Annotated in this window: 15 protein-coding genes; 10 read left to right on the forward strand and 5 right to left on the reverse strand. The window is 36.6% G+C overall.

The features are described from left to right. The first annotated feature begins 146 nt into the window (after positions 1 to 146). The 7 genes from ACJ004_RS04065 (at position 147) to ACJ004_RS04095 (ending at position 12,306) form a co-directional block, all read left to right on the forward strand. Positions 147 to 1,823 carry a sensor histidine kinase gene (locus ACJ004_RS04065; protein ID WP_410891282.1) on the forward strand — a complete coding sequence of 559 codons (1,677 nt, stop codon included), beginning with the start codon at positions 147 to 149 and terminating at the stop codon, positions 1,821 to 1,823. 40 nt (positions 1,824 to 1,863) lie between these two features. Further along, positions 1,864 to 3,054 (forward strand): response regulator, encoded by a 1,191-nt coding sequence (locus ACJ004_RS04070; protein WP_410891229.1) that lies wholly within the window; start codon positions 1,864 to 1,866, stop codon positions 3,052 to 3,054. Next, a complete protein-coding gene (locus ACJ004_RS04075; protein ID WP_410891230.1) occupies positions 3,051 to 4,940 on the forward strand; it encodes a substrate-binding domain-containing protein in 1,890 nt (629 codons plus the stop codon). Before ACJ004_RS04070 ends, ACJ004_RS04075 begins: the two co-directional genes overlap by 4 nt. 176 nt (positions 4,941 to 5,116) lie before the next feature. Continuing rightward, entirely contained in the window at positions 5,117 to 6,631 is a 1,515-nt protein-coding gene (locus ACJ004_RS04080; RefSeq protein ID WP_410891231.1) for a sugar ABC transporter ATP-binding protein, read from the forward strand. After that, positions 6,628 to 7,635, forward strand: coding sequence for an ABC transporter permease (locus tag ACJ004_RS04085; RefSeq protein ID WP_410891232.1), 1,008 nt, complete (start codon positions 6,628 to 6,630; stop codon positions 7,633 to 7,635). The genes ACJ004_RS04080 and ACJ004_RS04085 overlap by 4 nt, the downstream gene beginning before the upstream one ends. Then, a complete protein-coding gene (gene yjfF, locus ACJ004_RS04090) occupies positions 7,632 to 8,669 on the forward strand; it encodes a galactofuranose ABC transporter, permease protein YjfF (RefSeq protein WP_410891233.1) in 1,038 nt (345 codons plus the stop codon). Before ACJ004_RS04085 ends, yjfF begins: the two co-directional genes overlap by 4 nt. Before the next feature lie 262 nt (positions 8,670 to 8,931). Continuing rightward, positions 8,932 to 12,306 carry a beta-xylosidase family glycoside hydrolase gene (locus ACJ004_RS04095; protein ID WP_410891234.1) on the forward strand — a complete coding sequence of 1,125 codons (3,375 nt, stop codon included), beginning with the start codon at positions 8,932 to 8,934 and terminating at the stop codon, positions 12,304 to 12,306. Between the two features lie 130 nt (positions 12,307 to 12,436). On the opposite strand, the gene ACJ004_RS04100 is transcribed toward ACJ004_RS04095, so the two are convergent. The 4 genes from ACJ004_RS04100 to ACJ004_RS04115 all read right to left on the reverse strand — a co-directional run bounded on the left by ACJ004_RS04100 (position 12,437) and on the right by ACJ004_RS04115 (position 15,420). After that, the gene (locus ACJ004_RS04100; protein WP_410891284.1) at positions 12,437 to 13,363 is read right to left on the reverse strand and encodes an IS3 family transposase; all 927 of its coding nucleotides are present in this window, start codon (positions 13,361 to 13,363) and stop codon (positions 12,437 to 12,439) included. Next, complete coding sequence (locus ACJ004_RS04105; RefSeq protein WP_410891235.1) at positions 13,264 to 13,830, reverse strand: helix-turn-helix domain-containing protein; 567 nt, start codon at positions 13,828 to 13,830, stop codon at positions 13,264 to 13,266. The genes ACJ004_RS04100 and ACJ004_RS04105 overlap by 100 nt, the downstream gene beginning before the upstream one ends. A gap of 75 nt (positions 13,831 to 13,905) precedes the next feature. Continuing rightward, positions 13,906 to 14,481 carry a cysteine dioxygenase gene (locus tag ACJ004_RS04110; RefSeq protein WP_410891236.1) on the reverse strand — a complete coding sequence of 192 codons (576 nt, stop codon included), beginning with the start codon at positions 14,479 to 14,481 and terminating at the stop codon, positions 13,906 to 13,908. 12 nt (positions 14,482 to 14,493) lie between these two features. After that, positions 14,494 to 15,420, reverse strand: coding sequence for a DMT family transporter (locus tag ACJ004_RS04115; RefSeq protein ID WP_410891237.1), 927 nt, complete (start codon positions 15,418 to 15,420; stop codon positions 14,494 to 14,496). A gap of 409 nt (positions 15,421 to 15,829) precedes the next feature. Between ACJ004_RS04115 and ACJ004_RS04120 the strand changes: the two genes are divergently transcribed. Further along, positions 15,830 to 16,750 carry a patatin-like phospholipase family protein gene (locus ACJ004_RS04120; RefSeq protein WP_410891238.1) on the forward strand — a complete coding sequence of 307 codons (921 nt, stop codon included), beginning with the start codon at positions 15,830 to 15,832 and terminating at the stop codon, positions 16,748 to 16,750. 258 nt (positions 16,751 to 17,008) lie between these two features. Beyond that, positions 17,009 to 17,167 (forward strand): YuzK family famiily protein, encoded by a 159-nt coding sequence (locus ACJ004_RS04125; RefSeq protein WP_410891239.1) that lies wholly within the window; start codon positions 17,009 to 17,011, stop codon positions 17,165 to 17,167. A gap of 163 nt (positions 17,168 to 17,330) precedes the next feature. Here ACJ004_RS04125 and ACJ004_RS04130 read toward each other — a convergent pair whose 3' ends face one another. After that, on the reverse strand, positions 17,331 to 18,500 hold the full coding sequence (locus tag ACJ004_RS04130; protein ID WP_410891240.1) for an MFS transporter: 1,170 nt from the start codon (positions 18,498 to 18,500) through the stop codon (positions 17,331 to 17,333). 207 nt (positions 18,501 to 18,707) lie between these two features. Here ACJ004_RS04130 and ACJ004_RS04135 point away from each other — a divergent pair, with 207 nt between their 5' ends. Next, a complete protein-coding gene (locus ACJ004_RS04135; RefSeq protein WP_410891241.1) occupies positions 18,708 to 19,505 on the forward strand; it encodes a DUF2935 domain-containing protein in 798 nt (265 codons plus the stop codon). Positions 19,506 to 19,569 lie beyond the last annotated feature (64 nt).

Below are 19,569 nucleotides of genomic sequence, written 5' to 3' on the forward strand. Positions count from 1 at the left end.
CTTGTTCTTTTTGAAAATTTAAAATAATAATAGGTTTATACTATGCGGGAGAAAAAATTAATATGAAGCTTTTTTCTTATTTTAATAATAAGAGCATTCGGTTTAAACTTTTATTTTACTTTTTTGTTATTATTATCCTCTGTGTCATGACACTGACCCTGTTAGGAAGTAGCATTTATAAAAAATCTCTTCAAGAAGAAGCTAACTCCTATACAGTACAAATGATGGAACAGGTATGGAATCAAATTGAAAAGAACCTTAATCAGAATGATGATATTATCCATTACTTATCTATGGAAGCTGATGTTCAGCAATTTATGAAAGAAAAAGTTCCAGATCCTAAATTGCAGGAAAAAGTGAATCAAAGACTAAGTGTCTATATGGAGCGTCATGGTGATATGGCAGGACTCCTCATCGTTAATCAACAAGGTCTGTTTGCAAGTAATGAGACAATACCGATTTCAAGGGACTCCTTGACCGATGAATATTGGTATATGCAGGCGATAAAATCACCAGAAAAGCTTCAATTAATTAGTAATCCTGTTGGAAGAAATATCAAAGAAACCTCAAATTATCAGGTCAATAATTTATTATCTATTGTAAAAGCAATAAAGGACCCGAAAACAAATGAAGTAACTGGAGTAATTTTAATTGATTTAAAACTCGATTTTATACAGAGGGTCATTCAATCGATAAGATTAGGGAAAAGTGGTTTCATCTTTATCCTAAATAAAGAAGGGAATGTGGTTTATTCCCCTGTAAATTCTATTGTTTACCGAATCAACCCTGCATGGCTGTCGGAAAAGAATATCCACACCCTCGAGAAAGTCATTAATCATAATAAGTACCAAATAATCTACAACACCTACCCAACCATCCAGTGGAAAGTTGTAGGTGTATTCTCATTGGATGAAACAACAGAAGTCGTCTCAAGAGTGGAATTTTATACCTATATCATTGGGGTCATCACCTTACTCTTAGCGTCGATCGCTTCCTGGTTTTTTACTAGTTCGATTATTAACCCTGTCAATAAACTGAAGGAATTGATGAAAAACGTAGAAGAGGGAAGATTCGATTTACCTTTTTACTCCAAGTACAATGATGAAATTGGTCAGCTTGGCAAAAGCTACAACAGAATGATCCAAGAAATTAGTAGACTTATTCAGGTCGTCTATACCGAACAGAAAAATAAACGGGAGGCGGAATTAAAAATATTACAGGCACAAATAAAACCTCATTTCCTTTATAACACGCTCGATACCATTCAATGGATGGCATATGAATATAAGGCAAATCGAATTGTCGAAATGGTCAGTGCACTGACGACATTATTTAGGATTGGGTTAAATAAAGGAAATGAATTTATTACTATTAAAGAGGAAATACAGCATGTTGAAAGTTATTTAATCATCCAAATGACTAGGTATCAATCAAAGCTTGAATATGAAATTATCGTGGATAAGGAAGTAAACAATTATCAAATAATCAAACTTCTTTTACAGCCTTTAGTGGAGAATGCCATTTATCATGGGATTCGGAATAAAAGGGGTAAGGGGAAAATTTTAATTCAGGTCGAACAAGAAACCAACAGTCTTCTATTAACTGTTAAAGATATTGGCATAGGGATGACAGAAGAGAGAGTTAAGGAATTAAATGAGGTTTTACATAGCAAGAATAGCATAGAAAATATACCTCATGGATATGGTCTTTTTAATGTGAATGATCGGATCAAACTGGTGTATGGCGCCGATTTTGGATTAACGATAGAAAGTAAATACAAAGAATGGACGATGGTGAAAATAAATCTTCCAATCAAAATATAACATTTCCATTCTACTATTATATCAATTGGAGGGATTCTCTATGTTGAAACTTTTAATTGCTGACGACGAAGTGATTATTAGAAAGGGATTAAAGGCTGCAATTGACTGGGAGAAGTTCTCAATCCAGGTAGTTGGAGAAGCGGAAGATGGAGAACTTGCTCTGGAACTGGCTAAGGAACTAAAGCCAGATATATTATTTTTAGATATTTGTATGCCATTTCTTAACGGATTAGATTTAATAAAACAATTAGAAAATCTTTTGCCCGATTCTTTATTTATCTTAATAACAGGACATGACGAATTTTCATATGCCCAGCAAGCCGTCCGATTAGGTGTATTTGACTATTTGCTAAAACCTGTAAATGTGATGGAATTAGAAAATGTAATTGAAAGAGCGGCTGAGGAATTAAAAAGTAAAAACGATCTACAAAATCGAGATAAGCAATTTGAGGGTAATCGAGAATTGTTAAAGATAGATTTTCTCCAAAAATGGATAGAAGGGCTAATCCCGAAGGAAAAATTTAATGAAGAATTTCATCTCTTTAATATTAAGCTTGATGGAACTATCGGAGTATCAGTTATCAAACTTTTGAATATTGATTTACATACAGCAGAAGAATTTTGGAGTGAAAAATTGTTAGCGTTTTCACTTGGAAATATTATCAAAGAGATTTTAAATAATCGATTAGCTGCTGAAATATTTGAAGATAAACATGGACAAATTGTCATTTTACTACCTGTTGATCGAGCAGAGGAACTAACGACTATCACCCAACATATTAAGGAAAAAGTAGAAACATTCCTCGGTAAGACCATTGTTTATTCCGAGAAAATAGCTGTTAACACGGAAGAAATACCTAACATTTATCAAAACTTGATTAGTCAATTAAACTCTCATACAAATGTGTCACCGATGGTTGTTTTAGCTAAGAATTATATTGACCAGCGATATTTTGATCCCTTTATCACGTTAAATGAAGTGGCAAGTAGTGTTCAGGTTAGCCCATCTTATTTAAGCAAGCAGTTTAAAAATGAATTGGGTGCATCTTTTATTCAATATTTAACAAAGGTACGAATTGAAAAATCTCTTTTGCTTATGAATGACCCCTATTTAAAAGTTTACGAGATATCCGAAAAGGTTGGCTATAGCACTCAGCATTACTTCTGTAATGCCTTTAAAAAAGTGGTGGGAATTTCACCTAGTTCCTATAGGAGTGGTAGCAGGAAGTGAGACTTAGGAAGGTTTTAATTAAACTTATCATACTCGGAACGGCGTTAGGTCTAATTATATTTGGAGGATTTAAAGAGTTTACTAAAAGCCAAAAAGCAAATTCAGAAGGACAGGTTAACTATTTAATTGGTGTTTCCCATCCTAATTTAAACGGACCTTGGCAAATACAAATGAATAAGGAAATTAAAAATGAAATCGCAAATCATGCTGATACAAGAGTGATCTTCACTGATGCAGCACAAAATGATGAGCAGCAGGTTCAAGATATTCAAACTCTTATGAGTTATGGGATAGACCTTTTAATCGTGTCAGTTGACAATGCTGCTATTCTAACCCCAGTGATATCACAAGCGTATAAAAAGATCCCAGTCATTGTCTTAGGGAGAGGTGTTAAAGGGTATGACTATACTCTCTATATTGGTTCTGACAATCAATTAAACGGGAAAATGGCTGCAAAAGAGGCAATTAGATTATTAGGAAATAAACGAGGTCAAATTATTGAAGTTAAGGGGTATAATGGCTCCCTTCAAGCGGAGGAACGCAGTAAAGGATTTCATGAAACCTTACAAATGGAATCAAGCCATACTATAATCCATTCAATAACTGGTAATTGGTTAAAAGATAAGGCAGAAGACGAACTCATTCGTCTTCTCCAATCAGGAGTTAAGCCTGATTTAATTTATGCTCAAAACGATGCAATGGCATTAGGTGCTTATAAAGCTATTAAACAATTAGGTCTCAAAGGTGTTAGCATTATTGGCAGTGATGGGCTAAATGAAAAGAACGGTGGGCTTCATTTAGTTAAAGAAGGAATCATTGACACTACGTATATTACTCCAACAGGAGGAACTACGGCCGCTCACTATGCCATTGATATATTACATGAAGCTCGGGGCCTCCCTAAGAAGATTATTCTAAGAGACCACCAAGTCACAATAAATAATGTAGATTCCTATTTTAAAAATGGGGACGGTGGGATTGTGCCTCACATTGAAAACAAGCACAAACGAGTAAAACTTGGTTTCGCCCAGGTCGGCTCAGAAAGTGAATGGAGGCTGGCTAATACCGATTCAATTGTTTCTGCGGCAAAGGAAGCTGGAATAGATCTTATCCTAAGAAATGCCGACTATGATCAAAAAAAACAAATTGAAATCATTCGCGATTTTATTAATCAAGGAGTGGATGTGATAGCCTTCTCACCTAAAACTGAAAGTGGCTGGGACGAGGTGTTGCAAGAAGTAAAAAACGCTGGGATACCGGTGATCCTATCTGACCGTGAAATAAATGTGGATGACCAGTCGCTCTTTACATCTTTTATCGGCTCTGACTTTGTGGAGGAAGGAAGACGAGCGGGAAAATGGCTGGCATCGGTCTCAAAGTCAGTGAAATCGCCCATTCATATTATTGAAATCGAGGGTACCGCAAATTCTGCCCCTGCCGTCGATCGAAAACTGGGTTTTCATGAGATTGTACAGCAGGACTCAAAATTACAATTATTAAAATCCTATTCCGGAGATTTTACGTTGGGTATAGGGAAGAAATTGATGAAAGAGGCATTAAAAACCTATGGTAGAAAAATAAACGTTGTCTATGCCCATAATGATGATATGGCCTTAGGGGCAATTCAAGCGATTGAAGATTATGGCTTGAAACCTGGAGTTGACATTAAAATTATTTCAATCGATGGAACCCTAAAGGCATTTAAGGCATTAAACGTCGGCAAGATGAATTTTACTGTGGAATGTAATCCGCTACTCGGTCCTGAATTAATGAAAGCAATTAAAGACTTAAATAACGGAATTGAAATACCGCAAAAAATTATCACATCAGAAGAAACATTTGATCAAAAGCAGGCTAAGAAGGAATTTTATCGTAGGAGCTATTAAATAAATTTTATCAGATTTACCTAATCCCTTGGTATGGACCTAGGGATTATTTTTATGAAATTAAATGGAAATTTACAAAAAATCCTTCTTTTTTTTAAATACTTATTAATTGGGATTTTTTATACTATTACTAACTTCTAATCGAAAGACCATAATACATGAGGCAGGTGTTATCCATGAATGCAGAGTATTTGCTAAAGTCAGAGAATATTTCAAAAACCTTTCCAGGGGTAAAAGCCCTGACAAATGTAGATTTTTGTTTACGAAAGGGTGAAATTCATTCATTAATGGGTGAAAATGGTGCGGGTAAATCTACCTTGATAAAGGTATTGACCGGTGTTTATGAAAAAGAGGAAGGGCGGATTTATTTACGAGACCAGCAGATTAATCCTAGATCTGCAGAGGAAGCACAAAGGTTGGGCATAAGTACGGTTTATCAGGAAGTTAATCTTTGTGAAAATTTATCGGTCGCAGAAAACATTTTTATTGGAAGAGAGCCCAAAAAAAAGGGAGTAATTGATTGGAAGAAAATGTACCAGAAAGCGGAATTATTGCTTAAAGAGAAACTAAATATCGAAATTGATGTCAAACAAATGCTATCCTCCTACTCCACAGCCATTCAACAAATGGTTGCCATAGCGAGAGCAGTTGATATTTCAAGCGGCGTCTTAATATTAGATGAACCAACATCGAGCTTGGATAAAAATGAAGTAAAAAAGCTGTTTGAAGTCATGCGAAACCTGAAACGCAATGGAATGGGGATTGTCTTTGTTTCCCACTTTCTTGACCAAGTATTTGAAATAACTGATCGAATAACTGTACTTAGAAATGGTCAACTGATAGGAGAATATAAAACAAATGAATTAACAAGAACGGAATTGGTGTCGAAAATGATTGGAAAAGAATGGGCTGATACGCCAGAAACTGTCCAGAAGAAAATAGTGAAAAAAGAAAGGAACGATTTTCTAAGAACGAACCGATTGGAGAAAAAAGGCACGATTAATCCTATTAATCTATCGATACGTAAGGGTGAGTTGTTAGGATTGGCCGGCCTATTGGGGTCAGGGAGAACGGAAGTAGCCAAATTACTTTTTGGCATTGATTCTTCTGATGAAGGTGTCCTTGTCATTGATAATGAGCAAATCAAATCAATGAACCCGAAACTTGCGATTGGTAAGGGACTGGCTTTTTGTCCAGAGGATCGGAAGGTGGAAGGAATTGTTGGGGAATTAACTATTCGTGAAAATATTATGTTAGCCCTTCAAACCAAAAAGGGGATTTTCAACTATATTTCGATGAAAGAACAAAAGGAAATTGCTCAAAAATATATTGATCTTTTAAACATTAAAACCCCAAGCATGGAACAGAGAATTGAGAACTTGAGCGGGGGGAACCAGCAAAAAGTCATTCTTGCAAGATGGCTTGCTACAAATCCGAAACTATTAATTTTGGATGAGCCAACAAGAGGGATAGATGTAGGTTCAAAGGCAGAGATTCGAAAATTAATACTCAATCTTGCTGCAGAGGGGATGAGTATCCTGTTTATTTCTGCGGATTTAGAAGAAATGGTTGGATGCTGTGACCGAGTAGTTATATTAAGAGACCGATATCAAATTGGTGAATTAGAGGGAGAACAAATGACTGTATCCAATATTATGGAAATGATCGCTGAGGGAGCTGGTGTAAGTTGAAGCAAATCATCAATAGCTTTATTCAAGCAAAAATCTTTTGGCCACTGATTGCACTTCTTTTTCTTTTGCTGATTAATTTCATCCTAATCCCTGGATTTTTCCAAATTGAGATCAAGAATGGACATCTATTTGGCAGTTTAATAGATATTCTAAATCGTGTGATACCCCTGCTTGTTATTGCGATTGGCATGACCCTCGTTATTGCCAAAGAAGGAATCGATATTTCTGTCGGCTCTGTCCTCGCTATTACAGCCGCTGCGGCTGCAGCATTACTTGAATCTACTTCGGTGCCCCTCGCGTTAATTTTTGCAATAGTTATTGGACTTATTTGTGGATTATGGAATGGTTTATTGATCGCCTACTTTGAAATCCAACCAATGATTGCGACCTTGATTTTGATGACTGTTGGCAGAGGGATTGCCCAATTAATTACAGGAGGGCAAATATTAACAATTAATAATGAGGCCTACGGTTATATTGGAAAGGGATTCTTGCTTGGATTGCCTTTTGCCATCTATATTGGTTTGGCTGTATTTGGCATCATCTTATTCCTAAAAAAGAAAACGGCACTAGGATTATTTTTGGAATCAATCGGTGCTAATATGGCATCTAGTAAATTTGCGGGAGTTCAGCCCAAAAAAATCATCCTCATTGTATATATGATTTCAGGAATTTGTGCCGCGATTGCTGGTATTCTTGTAAGCTCAAATGTTAGTAGTGCTGATGCAAATAATGCAGGGCTTTGGATTGAGTTGGATGCAATATTAGCAGTAGTTATTGGAGGGACTTCCATGCGAGGTGGAAGATTCTACCTCGGCGGAACCATTATCGGTGCCTTATTTATTCAAACACTGTCCACGACCATTTATTCAATGGGAATTAGGCCAGAAATTACGATGGTCATTAAAGCAATTGTAGTAATATCCGTTTGCCTCCTGCAGTCAGAGGAATTTAGAAAACTAATAAAAAAACCTAAAATGAAGCAGAAGGTGAGTGAAGCATGAAACAGTCTGTTCTTCGTATCAATGAAAATAATATCATAATCATTGCGACCCTTCTTTTAATTGTCCTGTTGTATGGATATGGCTCAATTTCCTTTACAGGATTTTTCAGTTTACAGGTGTTTCTTAATTTATTTATTGATAATGCCTATCTAATTGTGGTGGCGACAGGCATGGCCTTTGTCATTATTACTGGTGGTATTGATCTTTCTGTTGCCTCTTTTGTTGCCTTTGTCAGTATGGTTACTGCCTCCTTATTGCAGCATGGGGTTAACTCGTATTTGGTCATTGTGATGACACTAGCAATAGGAGTTCTCTTTGGTGCTGGGCAAGGGTACCTGATCTATAGGTTTCAATTACACCCTTGGATTGTCACACTGGCAGGAATGTTCTTTGCTAGAGGTTTATGTTACTTGATTAATACAGAGAGCATTGAGATAACAGATCCTACGTTTATGGCCCTCTCAGATTTTAAAATTTATATTTTAGGTGAAAACTATATTTCTTTAGGGGCGATTATTTCGATTATTGTAGTAGGTATTGCGATTTACATTTCAAAATACACTAGGTTTGGGCGTAATGTTTATGCAATTGGGGGGAATGTTCATTCAGCCAAGCTTATGGGACTCCCTGTGAAAAAAACAACGATTTTGGTATATACCCTCTCAGGGTTTAGCTCCGCACTTGGAGGCTTTGTTTTTACCACTTATATGCAGTCAGGTTATGCGCTTCACGTAATGGGAATGGAGATGGATGCGATTGCAGCTTGCGTGATTGGAGGGATCCTATTAACTGGAGGTGTAGGTTACCTTATTGGTCCAACATTAGGAGTATTAAGCATGGGGATCATTCAAACTATTATCATGTTTCAGGGTACATTAAGTTCCTGGTGGACGAAGATTGCGGTAGGTTTTTTGCTCTTTCTCTTTATTTTACTTCAACGGATTATTGTTATAAAAAGAGGGAAAAAGAAGGTCATTTCCTCAATAGATCCTAGTGTTCAGATCGAAAAGACAGGTCAGCACGCCGCAATATAATAATGAAAAAAATAGGATGGCTTCTCCATTCTATTTTTTTTATAAAAAAATAGTTCAAAAGAAATGGGTAAAACTAATTATTGGAAAATTACAAAAATAAACCTCTTATTGTAAATCTTTTTCACAAATATCTTGTTAAAGTGGAAATTGGAAATACAGTACAGAGGAGGAGATGAATACATAGATTCTATGATTCTAAAGATGACAAGATGAAAGCGATTCATTCTAATGCAAGGTAAACTAAGGGAGGTTTTAGAGGAGTATGAAAAAAAAGCTTTTAGTCTGTTTTTCAACCTTAACAGTGGTATTAACGCAGGCAATCGGGTTTAACGCATTAACCCCCGCTACTGCAAATGCAGAAACTATTGAAAAAGCCCATGGGCTTAAAGGTGAGTATTATACCTCTTCAGGTGAAGGGAAATTTGATTTTAACGATTTGAAAACAACGATTGTAGATTATAACATTAATTTTCCTGATCTAAACCCAACTTTTGATATGTTCACAGGACAAAATGATAACGTTGCCACGAGGTGGACCGGGAAAATTGTTCCAGAGCATACTGAAGATTACACCTTTTACATGATCGGCGATAATGGATTCAGAGTCTGGATTGATGGGAAATTAGCCATAAATTTTTGGGAGGATAAATGGGACCTCGAACAGAAAAGTGCACCTATTTCATTAAAAGCCGGGCAAGAATATGACATAAAAATTGAATACTTTGAGCATTTTGGCGGAGCAAATTTAAAACTGTACTGGTCAAGCGCCAGTGTGCAAAAACAAATTGTGCCAAAGAGTGCCTTCTTCCTTCCAGATAACTCTAATTTAAGTGGCAATATCAAAGAGGCAAAGGTGTTAGAAGATGGGAAACATATTGAATTATCATTTAATCATGACTTAGCTGCTTTGCCAACCGGGCTGAATGATCATATTAAAATCAATGTTTTTGGCCGGGACTGGGCATTTAAAACTCTTTCCTTAAAGAAAGATGACCCATCGACATTGGTCATTGAAACAGTCGAGCCTGTCTACGAACGAACTGCAGACCAAGTGTTAATTAAGTATGACGGTGAGGGGAATTTCGTTACGAAGGAAGGGGAAGTAATCTCAGCATTTCTAAATAGAGCAGAGAATTTTTCACAATTCAATATTGAATCACCATTTGCAGATAAAGTGGACGAAAATAAGGTTTTGTCTGAATATCCAAGACCGCAATTGGTAAGAGACAAATGGATGAACCTTAATGGAAAATGGGAATTTCAAAGCGCATTAAAAGATGAGACCGTTCCTACAGGCAAAAAACTAAAAGAGTCCATACTTGTCCCATTTTCCGTAGAAACAGCTTTATCCGGGATTGAAAGACCAGAAAAACATATGTGGTATAAAAGAAGTTTTACGATTCCATCTAATTGGAAGAATGAAAGAGTTAAATTAAATTTTGATGCAGTTGATTATAAAACGGTTGTTTATGTGAATGGACAAAAAGTTGGAGACCATGTTGGTGGTTATGATGCTTTTAGTTTGGATATTACCGATTATCTAGTTAAAAGTAATAATGAATTGATCGTCGAGGTATATGACGAAACAAAAGGCGGACAAGCAAAAGGAAAACAAACCACAAACCCAGAGGGTATCTGGTATACGTCTACATCCGGGATCTGGCAATCTGTATGGTTAGAGCCGGTTTCTAAAGCAAGTATTGAGTCCATAAAAACTGAGGCTGATATTCATAATAATAAGGTTAATCTTTCAGTTAAAGGTACGAATCTTGAAAACAAATCGATTGAGGCCATTGTTTATAAAAATGGCAAGAAAGTGAGCAAAGCCACTGGTAAAGCAGGGGAAAAGTTTACAGTACCCGTACCTGAGCCACGTTTATGGACAACAAAAGATCCATTTTTATATGATTTGCAAATAAAAGTTAAAGATAACAATAGAATAGTAGATACCGTTAAGAGTTATTTCGGCATGAGAGAAATCTCCCTTGGTAAGGTGAACGGTCAGCTCCGTCCATTATTAAATGGAGAATTCATTTTCCAAATGGGGCCTTTGGATCAAGGTTACTGGCCGGAGAGCGGCTTAACAGCCCCAACAGATGAGGCATTAAAATTTGATATCGAAAAGACGAAGGATCTTGGGTTCAATATGATTCGAAAGCATATAAAAGTGGAGCCAGAACGCTGGTACTATTGGGCCGACAAAATGGGAATGATCGTATGGCAGGATATGCCGAGTATGGATGGTGCTGTGGATTATCGAAAACAGTATGAGCACGAATTTAATGAAATGATTCAAGAAAGGTATAATCATCCATCGATCTTCTTATGGACGGTCTTTAATGAAGGCTGGGGACAGTATGATACAGTTCGGATGACAAAATGGGTAGAGAGCCTTGATCCAACTCGCTTAGTTTCTAATGCAAGTGGTTGGACGGATGCTGGTGTTGGTGATGTTTTAGACTGGCATACGTATACAGCCCCAAGATCGCCGCAAGTAGAAGAGAATAGGATTGCAGTTATTGGAGAATATGGCGGACTTGGATTAGCAACACCAGGTCATGAGTGGGGAACTACTGGATGGAATTACGTCATGCTGAAAAATAACGAAGAAGTCACGAAAAATTATATCGAATATATTAATTCGTTAAAAGGTTACATGTATACAAATGGACTTAGTGCAGCAGTATACACTCAAACTACCGATGTAGAAGGCGAGTTAAATGGGCTGCTAACCTATGACAGAAAAATTACCAAGGTAGATGAAAAGCGAGTTCGTGAAGCTAATCAATCCTTAATTCAACTCTCATCCCCACGTAATCTATTAAAAGTAAAAATTCAGGAGGCACAGGATGTCCAGAAAGCTTCACAAATGGGTGATAGACCAGGAGAATATTCCAAGGATGCGATGGAATTTTTAAAGAACTTCATTAAAGATGCAAATAAGATGTACCATGACAAAAAGATAACTTCAGAACAACTATTTGCAGAGGTTGATACTTTAACGAAACAGATAATGGATTTCAAGGATAAAATGAATTCACCAATTGATAAAGATGCGAAAGTGGACCAATTCGATTCTACCACCTTGTCTGATAGCTGGGCTGTTTTCCGCGAGGACGCTGCCAAATGGAGCTTAACAGAGAATCCAGGTCATCTAACGATCACAACCCAAGCGGGTGACAGCTATCAAAAGATCAATACAATAAAGAATGTATTCCTGCAGGAGGCTCCATCGGGAGATTTTGAAATTACGACAAAACTGAACGCAGCAGTTCGAAATAACAATGAACAGGCTGGATTGTATATTTGGCAGGACGAAGATAATTACATCCGCTTTGGTCACGTATGGGATAACGGTTTGAAGCTTGAGACAGCTAAGGAGGAGGCTGGAAAGTACAGTAAACCACAAAATATGGCGGGACATCCAGGTGAAGACACTGTCTATTTAAAAATTAAAAAAACCGGTAACGTCTATTCAACTTTTTTCTGGTCAAAAGGAAAATGGGAAAAAGCGGCCGACCCTGTTACATCTACTATAAATGTGCATAATGTAGGTTTATACGGTACAAGTACTGGAAGCGGTAGAAATGTGAAGGCAAGTTTTGATTACTTTACTTTGCAAAGTCTTCAAGACTAATACAAGGAAACAGTAATAGCAGGGAAGTGAAAATTCTGGAACCTCGGTAAGGTTTCGAGTTTTACAGAGCCTAAAAGAAAAGGCAATTACCTCTTACTTTGAGGTGACCCCCGAAAGTTAGAGTTTTATATTATGCAGCTAATTGGCTGGTATGGATACGGTATTGTACCGGACTCATACCAGCCAATTTTTGCTTTATCCGCTTGTTATTATAGTAAATCATATATTCTTTAATTCTCGTTTTTAATTCTTCAAAAGAGCACAGTGGTTCCCCATAATACATTTCTTGTTTCAGTAATCCGAAAAAGTTCTCCATTGGCGAATTATCTAAACAGTTTCCTTTTCGCGACATACTCTGGAACGCCTTGTTCTCCTTGAGCGTTGTTACCCATTTATTATGTTGATAATGCCATACTTGATCAGAATGTATAGTCGTTCTGAACTTTGAATTCTTTACTATTTCTAGTGCTTCTTCAAGAGGCTTGAGCGCTAATTCTAAGGTTGGGCGCATACTTATCCCGTATGATAGAATTTCACCATTAAACATATCCATAATTGGACTTAAATACAGTTTTACACTGTCTGAACACTTGAATTCTGTAATATCGGTCGTTAATTTTTGATGACAAACATTTGTTTTAAAGCGGCGATTAACTAGGTTCTTGGCAACAGTTCCCGTCGATCCTTTGTAAGAGCTGTACTTACGTGATTTTAATCTGAACTTGTCTCCCTTAGGACCACGCTTATTCATGATGCGTTGAACCTTCTTATGATTCACTTCAACCCCACGGTTTTCCAATTCTAATTGAATACGACGATAACCATAATTTCCATTATGTTCTTCGAAAATGGATTGAATAAGTTCCTCTAACTCCTGGTCTGGATTCTCCTTCTTCATCATTTTTATTTGATAATGGTAGGAGGATTCTGGAATGCCGACTATTTGTAAAACATCCTTTAGTTTGAAGGTTTCTTTGAGTTCGAATGATAACGCTGCTTGTGCTTTTCGAGATAGCCTTCCGGATCCATCTGAAAAGCTCGCAACTTTTTTAAGTATTCTACCTCCAAACGAAGAAGTTCGTTATCTTTCTCCAATTTTTGTTCGTACGTTAATTCTTTTTCTTCTGTAATTTTTTTATTTCCGCTGTTCTTAGCTTTACCTGACATGGATGGCCGTCCTTTCGATCTATCCAGGGCCTCGGCACCACCCTCCAAATAAGCTTTCTTCCACGAAGCTAACATAGAAGGGTTAGTTAACCCAAAATGAAGGGCTGTATTAACCTCTGAAGAACCTGTGCTTTTCATAAAGCTTAATACATCCAACTTAAATTGAACAGAGTAAGTTTCCTTACTCTTCTTTTTAATTAAACCTTTCTCCCCAAATTTTTCGTAAACTTTTACCCATCTCATAATGCGTGTATGGTCCTTCATATTATGCTTTTGTGCTAAAAGCCTAAATCCTAATTTACCTTCTTGATACTCCTTTACTAACATTAACTTAAATCCTTCACTATACTTAGCCATAAAGAAACACCCCAAAAATTAGATTTAACTCTAACTTTTGGGGTGCAGTACACTTGTGGTAGTTGCCTTTTCCTTTCATCTTTCATTCTTTGTAAAATCCTTGTTAAGCTGGATCTCTTTGACCTTTTGATATTGTTCAGCGGGCCACCACGCGCCGCAATCGTCTGATACGACACAAGCCGCACATTTTTGTAGGTCATAAACAATCATTCCTGTTATAGGAGGGGAATAAAGATGGAGAGTGACTAAATCTGTATTGTTAGAAGCTTGCATTTTATGGATGGCTTTTTTTGGTGCATAAAAACATTTCCCTTTATGATGATATTCATGAAACAATTCTGTTGGTAAACCATTCCCGTTTAACTCATAAACCGAATTAAGGGAAGTGCCAGAGAGAACTTGTATCCAGCCGTGGGAATTGCCGTGATCATGAGGAGCACATTCCAACTGAGACCAATTCATCATAAGCAGCTCGACCTCATCATTTTTATATAATAGCTTTCGATTGTAAGGCTTTCCCTTGGAGGGTTCTGGCAATTGAGCAAGATCATCAAGTGTCAAATGTAGTTGTAATAAAGCGTCTTTCAACTCGGTTTTAGATGGGCTTTTTAATGTATTTAAAACAATCTTCATTCTACCTGTCATAGTCATAAAGCTCATCTCCTATAGACGTTTTTTCTTGAAGATGCTAAACAACATAGGCACAAGCTGACCGTTAACAATAATCACTCCAATTATAATTATGATTCCCCCACCAACACTTATGAGAAAAACTTTTTCTTGTAAAAGCAAAACCGCAGCAACCAACGTTGCGATCGGCTCCAAATATAGAAACATTGAAACTTTCGAAGCTTCTAAGACTTCAAGTGCCTTCCCCCAATACCAATAAGCAATTCCTGAAACAAAAATACCAAGGAACATCAAATGGGCCCACTCTTTATAGGTCAAAAAGGAAAGGGATTCCCAGCCTCTATTTCTGAAGATCAATGGTAGGGTAAGAATCAAACCTAATAAACTCATATAAAACGTGATCAAAAGAGGGGAATAAGGAATTTTTAGACTTTTTAATAACACCGAATAAACAGCCCAATTCAATGTACTCAAAATCATGAGGAGAAAGCCTATATTCAAGGAGAATTGGAAGGATTGTCCACTTCTTGTTGTTGTGACTAGCAGCACTCCTGTTACCGCCAGTACCATTCCGGCAGCTTTGGTTATAGTCATCTTCTCATGCAAAAAAAGAATGGATAGGATGACTGTAAAGATGGGGGATAACGAAATGAGCCATCCAGCAGAAGAAGCATTAATCGTTAACAATGCTGTTGCCTGGAGCACCTGATGAACAAATACCCCAAGAATCCCAAGGATCAATAAATGTGGGACATATTTAATGGAGACAAGTAACCGATTACGCTGCATTAGTAATAGCAATAGTAAAAATAATGCACCTATTCCAAAACGAAGAACCAGTAACGCATAGGGGTCAAGTTTTCCTAGAACAGCTTTCGTCGATACAAAAGAAACTCCCCAAAAACTAATCGATATTGTTGCATACAACGACGCAGAAAACTTGGTTTTATTAAATGTCAAGGCGGAACATTCCTTCCAGCAAAAGATGGTTATTTCCATCTTATGCTTGTCCTGAAAGAAGATGCTGTATGGAGGATGGAAGTTCATTAATACTATTAAAATAGTAAGAGAGATAGAAAGAAATGGTAGATATGACCTTCGACGTTTATTGGCAATCAGGATACTATAAAGATACTATTATAGAAATTAAAGCCCATTTGACTATGAAATTTAACAATAATATCCCAATACCTAAGAGTAATAAAGTATCGGCAAATACCATAAGATTTACTTATCTCAAAGTTAAGGATTATATTAGAAAAATTAAATTTTAAGTAACAGAGGTAGGGTTTTGTCAGAAATACTTCATTTTCGTTGTTAAGGAACAATCTTAGCAGTTTACTATAAATAAATCGTGAGGTGGAAAAAAATGAAGGCAGATGCTGTTTTTGAAGGTGGTGGAGCCAGGGGAATTGCTTTTATTGGAGCGATTCAAGCAATGGAAGAGGAAAAAGTAGAATGGGAAAGATTGGCTGGAACATCAGCAGGAGCTATAATCGCTGCTCTTTTGGCAAGCGGCTACAAAAGCCATGAAATTAGATATCATCTGAGCAAACTAGATTTTTCAAAGCTTCGAGGTGGGACGTTCTTGAATCGAATTCCCATTTTAGGCTCTTTATTAGAACTAATGATTCATCTTGGAATTTATAAAAATGATTATTTAGAAACGTGGCTGGATTCGCTTCTTACTGAAAAAGGGATAAGAACATTTGCGGATCTTCCAGAGGAAAAATTGAAGATCATTGCTTCTGATGTTTCAAATGGCGAAATGCTTATTTTGCCAGATGATTTAGTTCGCTACGGGATGACTCCTGTAGATCTAAAAGTCTCAACCGCGGTTATGATGAGTGCCTCTCTGCCATTTTTCTACCGTCCAGTTATTTGGAAATCAAAAGACCGTAAAAAATCCTACATTTTAGATGGTGGTTTACTAAGTAATTTCCCAATATGGATATTTGATACGGACAATCCTCGGTGGCCAACGTTCGGCTTCCGTTTTGTGAAAGATAAAGTTAACATAGATCCAGTTATTCCAACCCCCCTCCACCTTTTTAAAAATATCATTAAAACGATGATTCAAGCCCATGATTTACGATATTTGAACAAAGAAACGATTGAACGTACCATTCAAATTCCAGCAGGTGACCTTAACGCAACTGATTTTGAACTGGATAAGGATGAAATCGATTTTCTCTATATGTCAGGCTATACATCTGCAAAAGAATTTTTATCGAAGTGGGATTTTGAACAACATAAGATTAACAGAATGCAAAGATTAGATAATAAGTAGATGAAAGTAAAGGGTAGGATTTGCACTATATGGAAGGATATGGCTGAAAAAGTAAGTATCTCAGTGATATTTTCTCGAGTTTGAATGACATTCCTATATACAGCAAAATACACCGGTATTTCGACTTTGTGTACCGTAGAATTCAATGATAAGATGAAAACTACGAAAAAGAACAATTCGCCATGTGAAAAGAACTGAAAGGAATGATTTGTTATCAATCATTTACAATTAAGTTATACGTGCGAAATGGAAAAAGCAATGCTTAGTGCTCATGGTGTAGGTTATGAAGAATACAGAAGACATCATTCAGTAAGAATGAGAGTCGAAGAACGCCGTAAAAAGGACTATATTAGATGTCGCAGAATGGTTGCAGATTTAGAACGACTTGCTCATTATAATAATCGATTAAAGACATGAATTAAAAGGGAAACCAATGTATAGCGCCTCTCAAAGTCATGGATGGCATAAGAAAACCCAGTACGTTTAAGTTCCATATTTTTACCTTTAGTAAAAGATGTAGAAATAGGCCTCCGTTTTAATCCGCTTTGGGTTTGCTGGGGGCCTATTTTAGATTGAATTCTTAAATAGGTACTTTTTGCACGGCTTTGGCTTCCTTTAAAAAAATGAACAAAAAGGCAATAAAGGTGATAAAAGCAACTACTGCACTATATAAAAATACTTCGCGCATGCCGAGATATTCACTAGCAACTCCTCCGGCCATACTTCCTATTATTCTAGCTAAACCTAAACTAATTAATCCATTCATAGTCTGACCAGATGCCTTTAATTCCTTAGGTACTTCTTGATTTATAAAAATAGCAATCGTTACAGATAATACGATAAAAATTAAACCATGGAGCATTTGAATTGGCAGTACTAAGTATGGATTATGGACAAAATAAAGGAGCAGCCAACGAAGTCCAGCGAAGAATGCCGTACCTAATAAGACAACTGGAATCCCAAAACGCTGAATGATTTTATGGCCGAAAAGCAAAAACGGCAACTCACTCATAGCTGAGACAAGCATAGACCAACCCAGCAGTCCATTATCCGCGCCTAATTGATTAAAGTAGATTGGAAAAAAAGCGTAATAATAACCTAATGTCATCTGAACAATAAAATTTATCGCCATAAAAAGCATGAGTTTTCGATTCTTTAATAACACTAAAATAGAAACTTTGTTTTTAGAAGACTGATGACCTTTTATTTTTGGCAGTTTAATACAGATAATAAGTGTCAGTAGCATAACAAGGGAATAAACGACATAAATACTGTTGATATTCTTTTTGGCTATCATGCCGAAAACAACAGACATAAGGGCAAAACCAATGGTCCCAGCCAATCGAATCGGACCAAAATTCCACCTTGTTCGGGCTAGATATTCTAAAGTGATCGCATCGCTTAATGGATTTATTGATGTTTGAAAAAATGTAATCAGGCAGATAATCATCAATAAATATAAGTAATGATTTGATATAGGAAATAACAATATCGAAACTGCACTTCCCAGAGTTAGAATCTGAAGGACTTTGTTTTTACTCTCTGATCGATCTCCGATACTTCCCCAGACAGGCTGAGCAAGAATCGCAATCAATGGACCGAGGCTTAATAAAGTTGCAATGGACGTCTGACTCAAACCAATACTTTTTAAGTAAACAGGCATAAAAGTACCATAAACAGCATTCCCCATATAAGAGACACCGTACAAACCAAGAAATAATAGATAGATACGGGTTGATTTATCACCCACGATGTTCACCTCAAAAAATCATGATAGAGTTTATTCTACATCCCGAACTGAAAACAGTCTATGTGCTAAAGATAGAAAAGCAGAGCTAATGAATATGCTTGCTTAGATTTAAGTGCTGAAGTGAAATTTTGTTCGTTTGTTCATAAAAGGAAAAAGAAAGAATAAACATCAAAATAGTGTGGGTATTTAATTCGGGGAGGAATATTCATGAATGATATCCTTGAAAGGACAGCAAGATTTGAACATCGTTTTTGGCTCCAAATATTAGGTGATCATTCTAGGTTTATTCTTGAAGCTCTTGCACCCGTTCAAGGAGAGGAAATTGAAAAGGCCTCAAATTTTATTAGAGTATTTGATACTCTTCTGGAACGTGCAAAATCTTCTGATTTGGTGTCATTAACAAATGAAGCAGAATCTGCGGTCATAAAATTAAGGGAATTTAAATTAGAGTTAATAAGAAAACACCTTATTGGAAAAATCAAAATTCACCTTTCACCCACCTTTATCAACCATATGGTTAACGAATTAGAGGAATATTTAAGAATTTTAGAACACCTAAAGGCTGGGGAAGTCCCTCCCGTATACCATGAACTGCATCATCATCTTTTATGGTTATTGGATGCTGCGGGTCATGGAGAAGCCATTTCCACGAATTTAGATGGTGTCGAAAAGAAATTAAGGGAGAAAAGTGTTAAATTTACGAAGACCTTTGAAAATTTTTACTTAAAAGCCGTCGAACTAGCAGGATATTTAAGGACCAACTTGGCTTCCTTCCCTGCTTTGGAAAGAATGAATTTAGAAAGCCAATTAGAAATAAAGTTGTTTCAAAATTTTCTACAGGAAATCGAAGATCTCAGATTAAGTAAGCAAGCTTTAGGAACATTCGGCCCTTTAATGGCGGATCATATGTTCCGTGAAGAATGCTATTATCTTATGAAGTTAGCAGAATCGACAAATCTTGATCCACCCAATTGTGATCCTGCTAAACCTCGGCTTAAAGAATGATAAGCCGATGGCTAATAGAGAGAAATGCTGGACTAATAGGTAAAAAAATATTAGAAAATGTAAA

The organism is Neobacillus sp. 204, assembly GCF_046562815.1.
Classification (GTDB): Bacteria; Bacillota; Bacilli; order Bacillales; family Cytobacillaceae; genus Neobacillus.

What these genes read in the sequence shown, in the direction of transcription:
- ACJ004_RS04135 (WP_410891241.1), top strand. Translation starts at nt 18,708, where the DNA reads ATGAATGATATCCTTGAAAGGACAGCAAGATTTGAACATCGTTTTTGG.
- ACJ004_RS04080 (WP_410891231.1), top strand. Translation starts at nt 5,117, where the DNA reads ATGAATGCAGAGTATTTGCTAAAGTCAGAGAATATTTCAAAAACCTTT.
- ACJ004_RS04095 (WP_410891234.1), top strand. Translation starts at nt 8,932, where the DNA reads ATGAAAAAAAAGCTTTTAGTCTGTTTTTCAACCTTAACAGTGGTATTA.
- ACJ004_RS04070 (WP_410891229.1), top strand. Translation starts at nt 1,864, where the DNA reads ATGTTGAAACTTTTAATTGCTGACGACGAAGTGATTATTAGAAAGGGA.
- ACJ004_RS04110 (WP_410891236.1), bottom strand. Translation starts at nt 14,481, where the DNA reads ATGACTATGACAGGTAGAATGAAGATTGTTTTAAATACATTAAAAAGC.
- ACJ004_RS04125 (WP_410891239.1), top strand. Translation starts at nt 17,009, where the DNA reads ATGCTTAGTGCTCATGGTGTAGGTTATGAAGAATACAGAAGACATCAT.
- yjfF (WP_410891233.1), top strand. Translation starts at nt 7,632, where the DNA reads ATGAAACAGTCTGTTCTTCGTATCAATGAAAATAATATCATAATCATT.
- ACJ004_RS04120 (WP_410891238.1), top strand. Translation starts at nt 15,830, where the DNA reads ATGAAGGCAGATGCTGTTTTTGAAGGTGGTGGAGCCAGGGGAATTGCT.
- ACJ004_RS04065 (WP_410891282.1), top strand. Translation starts at nt 147, where the DNA reads ATGACACTGACCCTGTTAGGAAGTAGCATTTATAAAAAATCTCTTCAA.
- ACJ004_RS04105 (WP_410891235.1), bottom strand. Translation starts at nt 13,830, where the DNA reads ATGGCTAAGTATAGTGAAGGATTTAAGTTAATGTTAGTAAAGGAGTAT.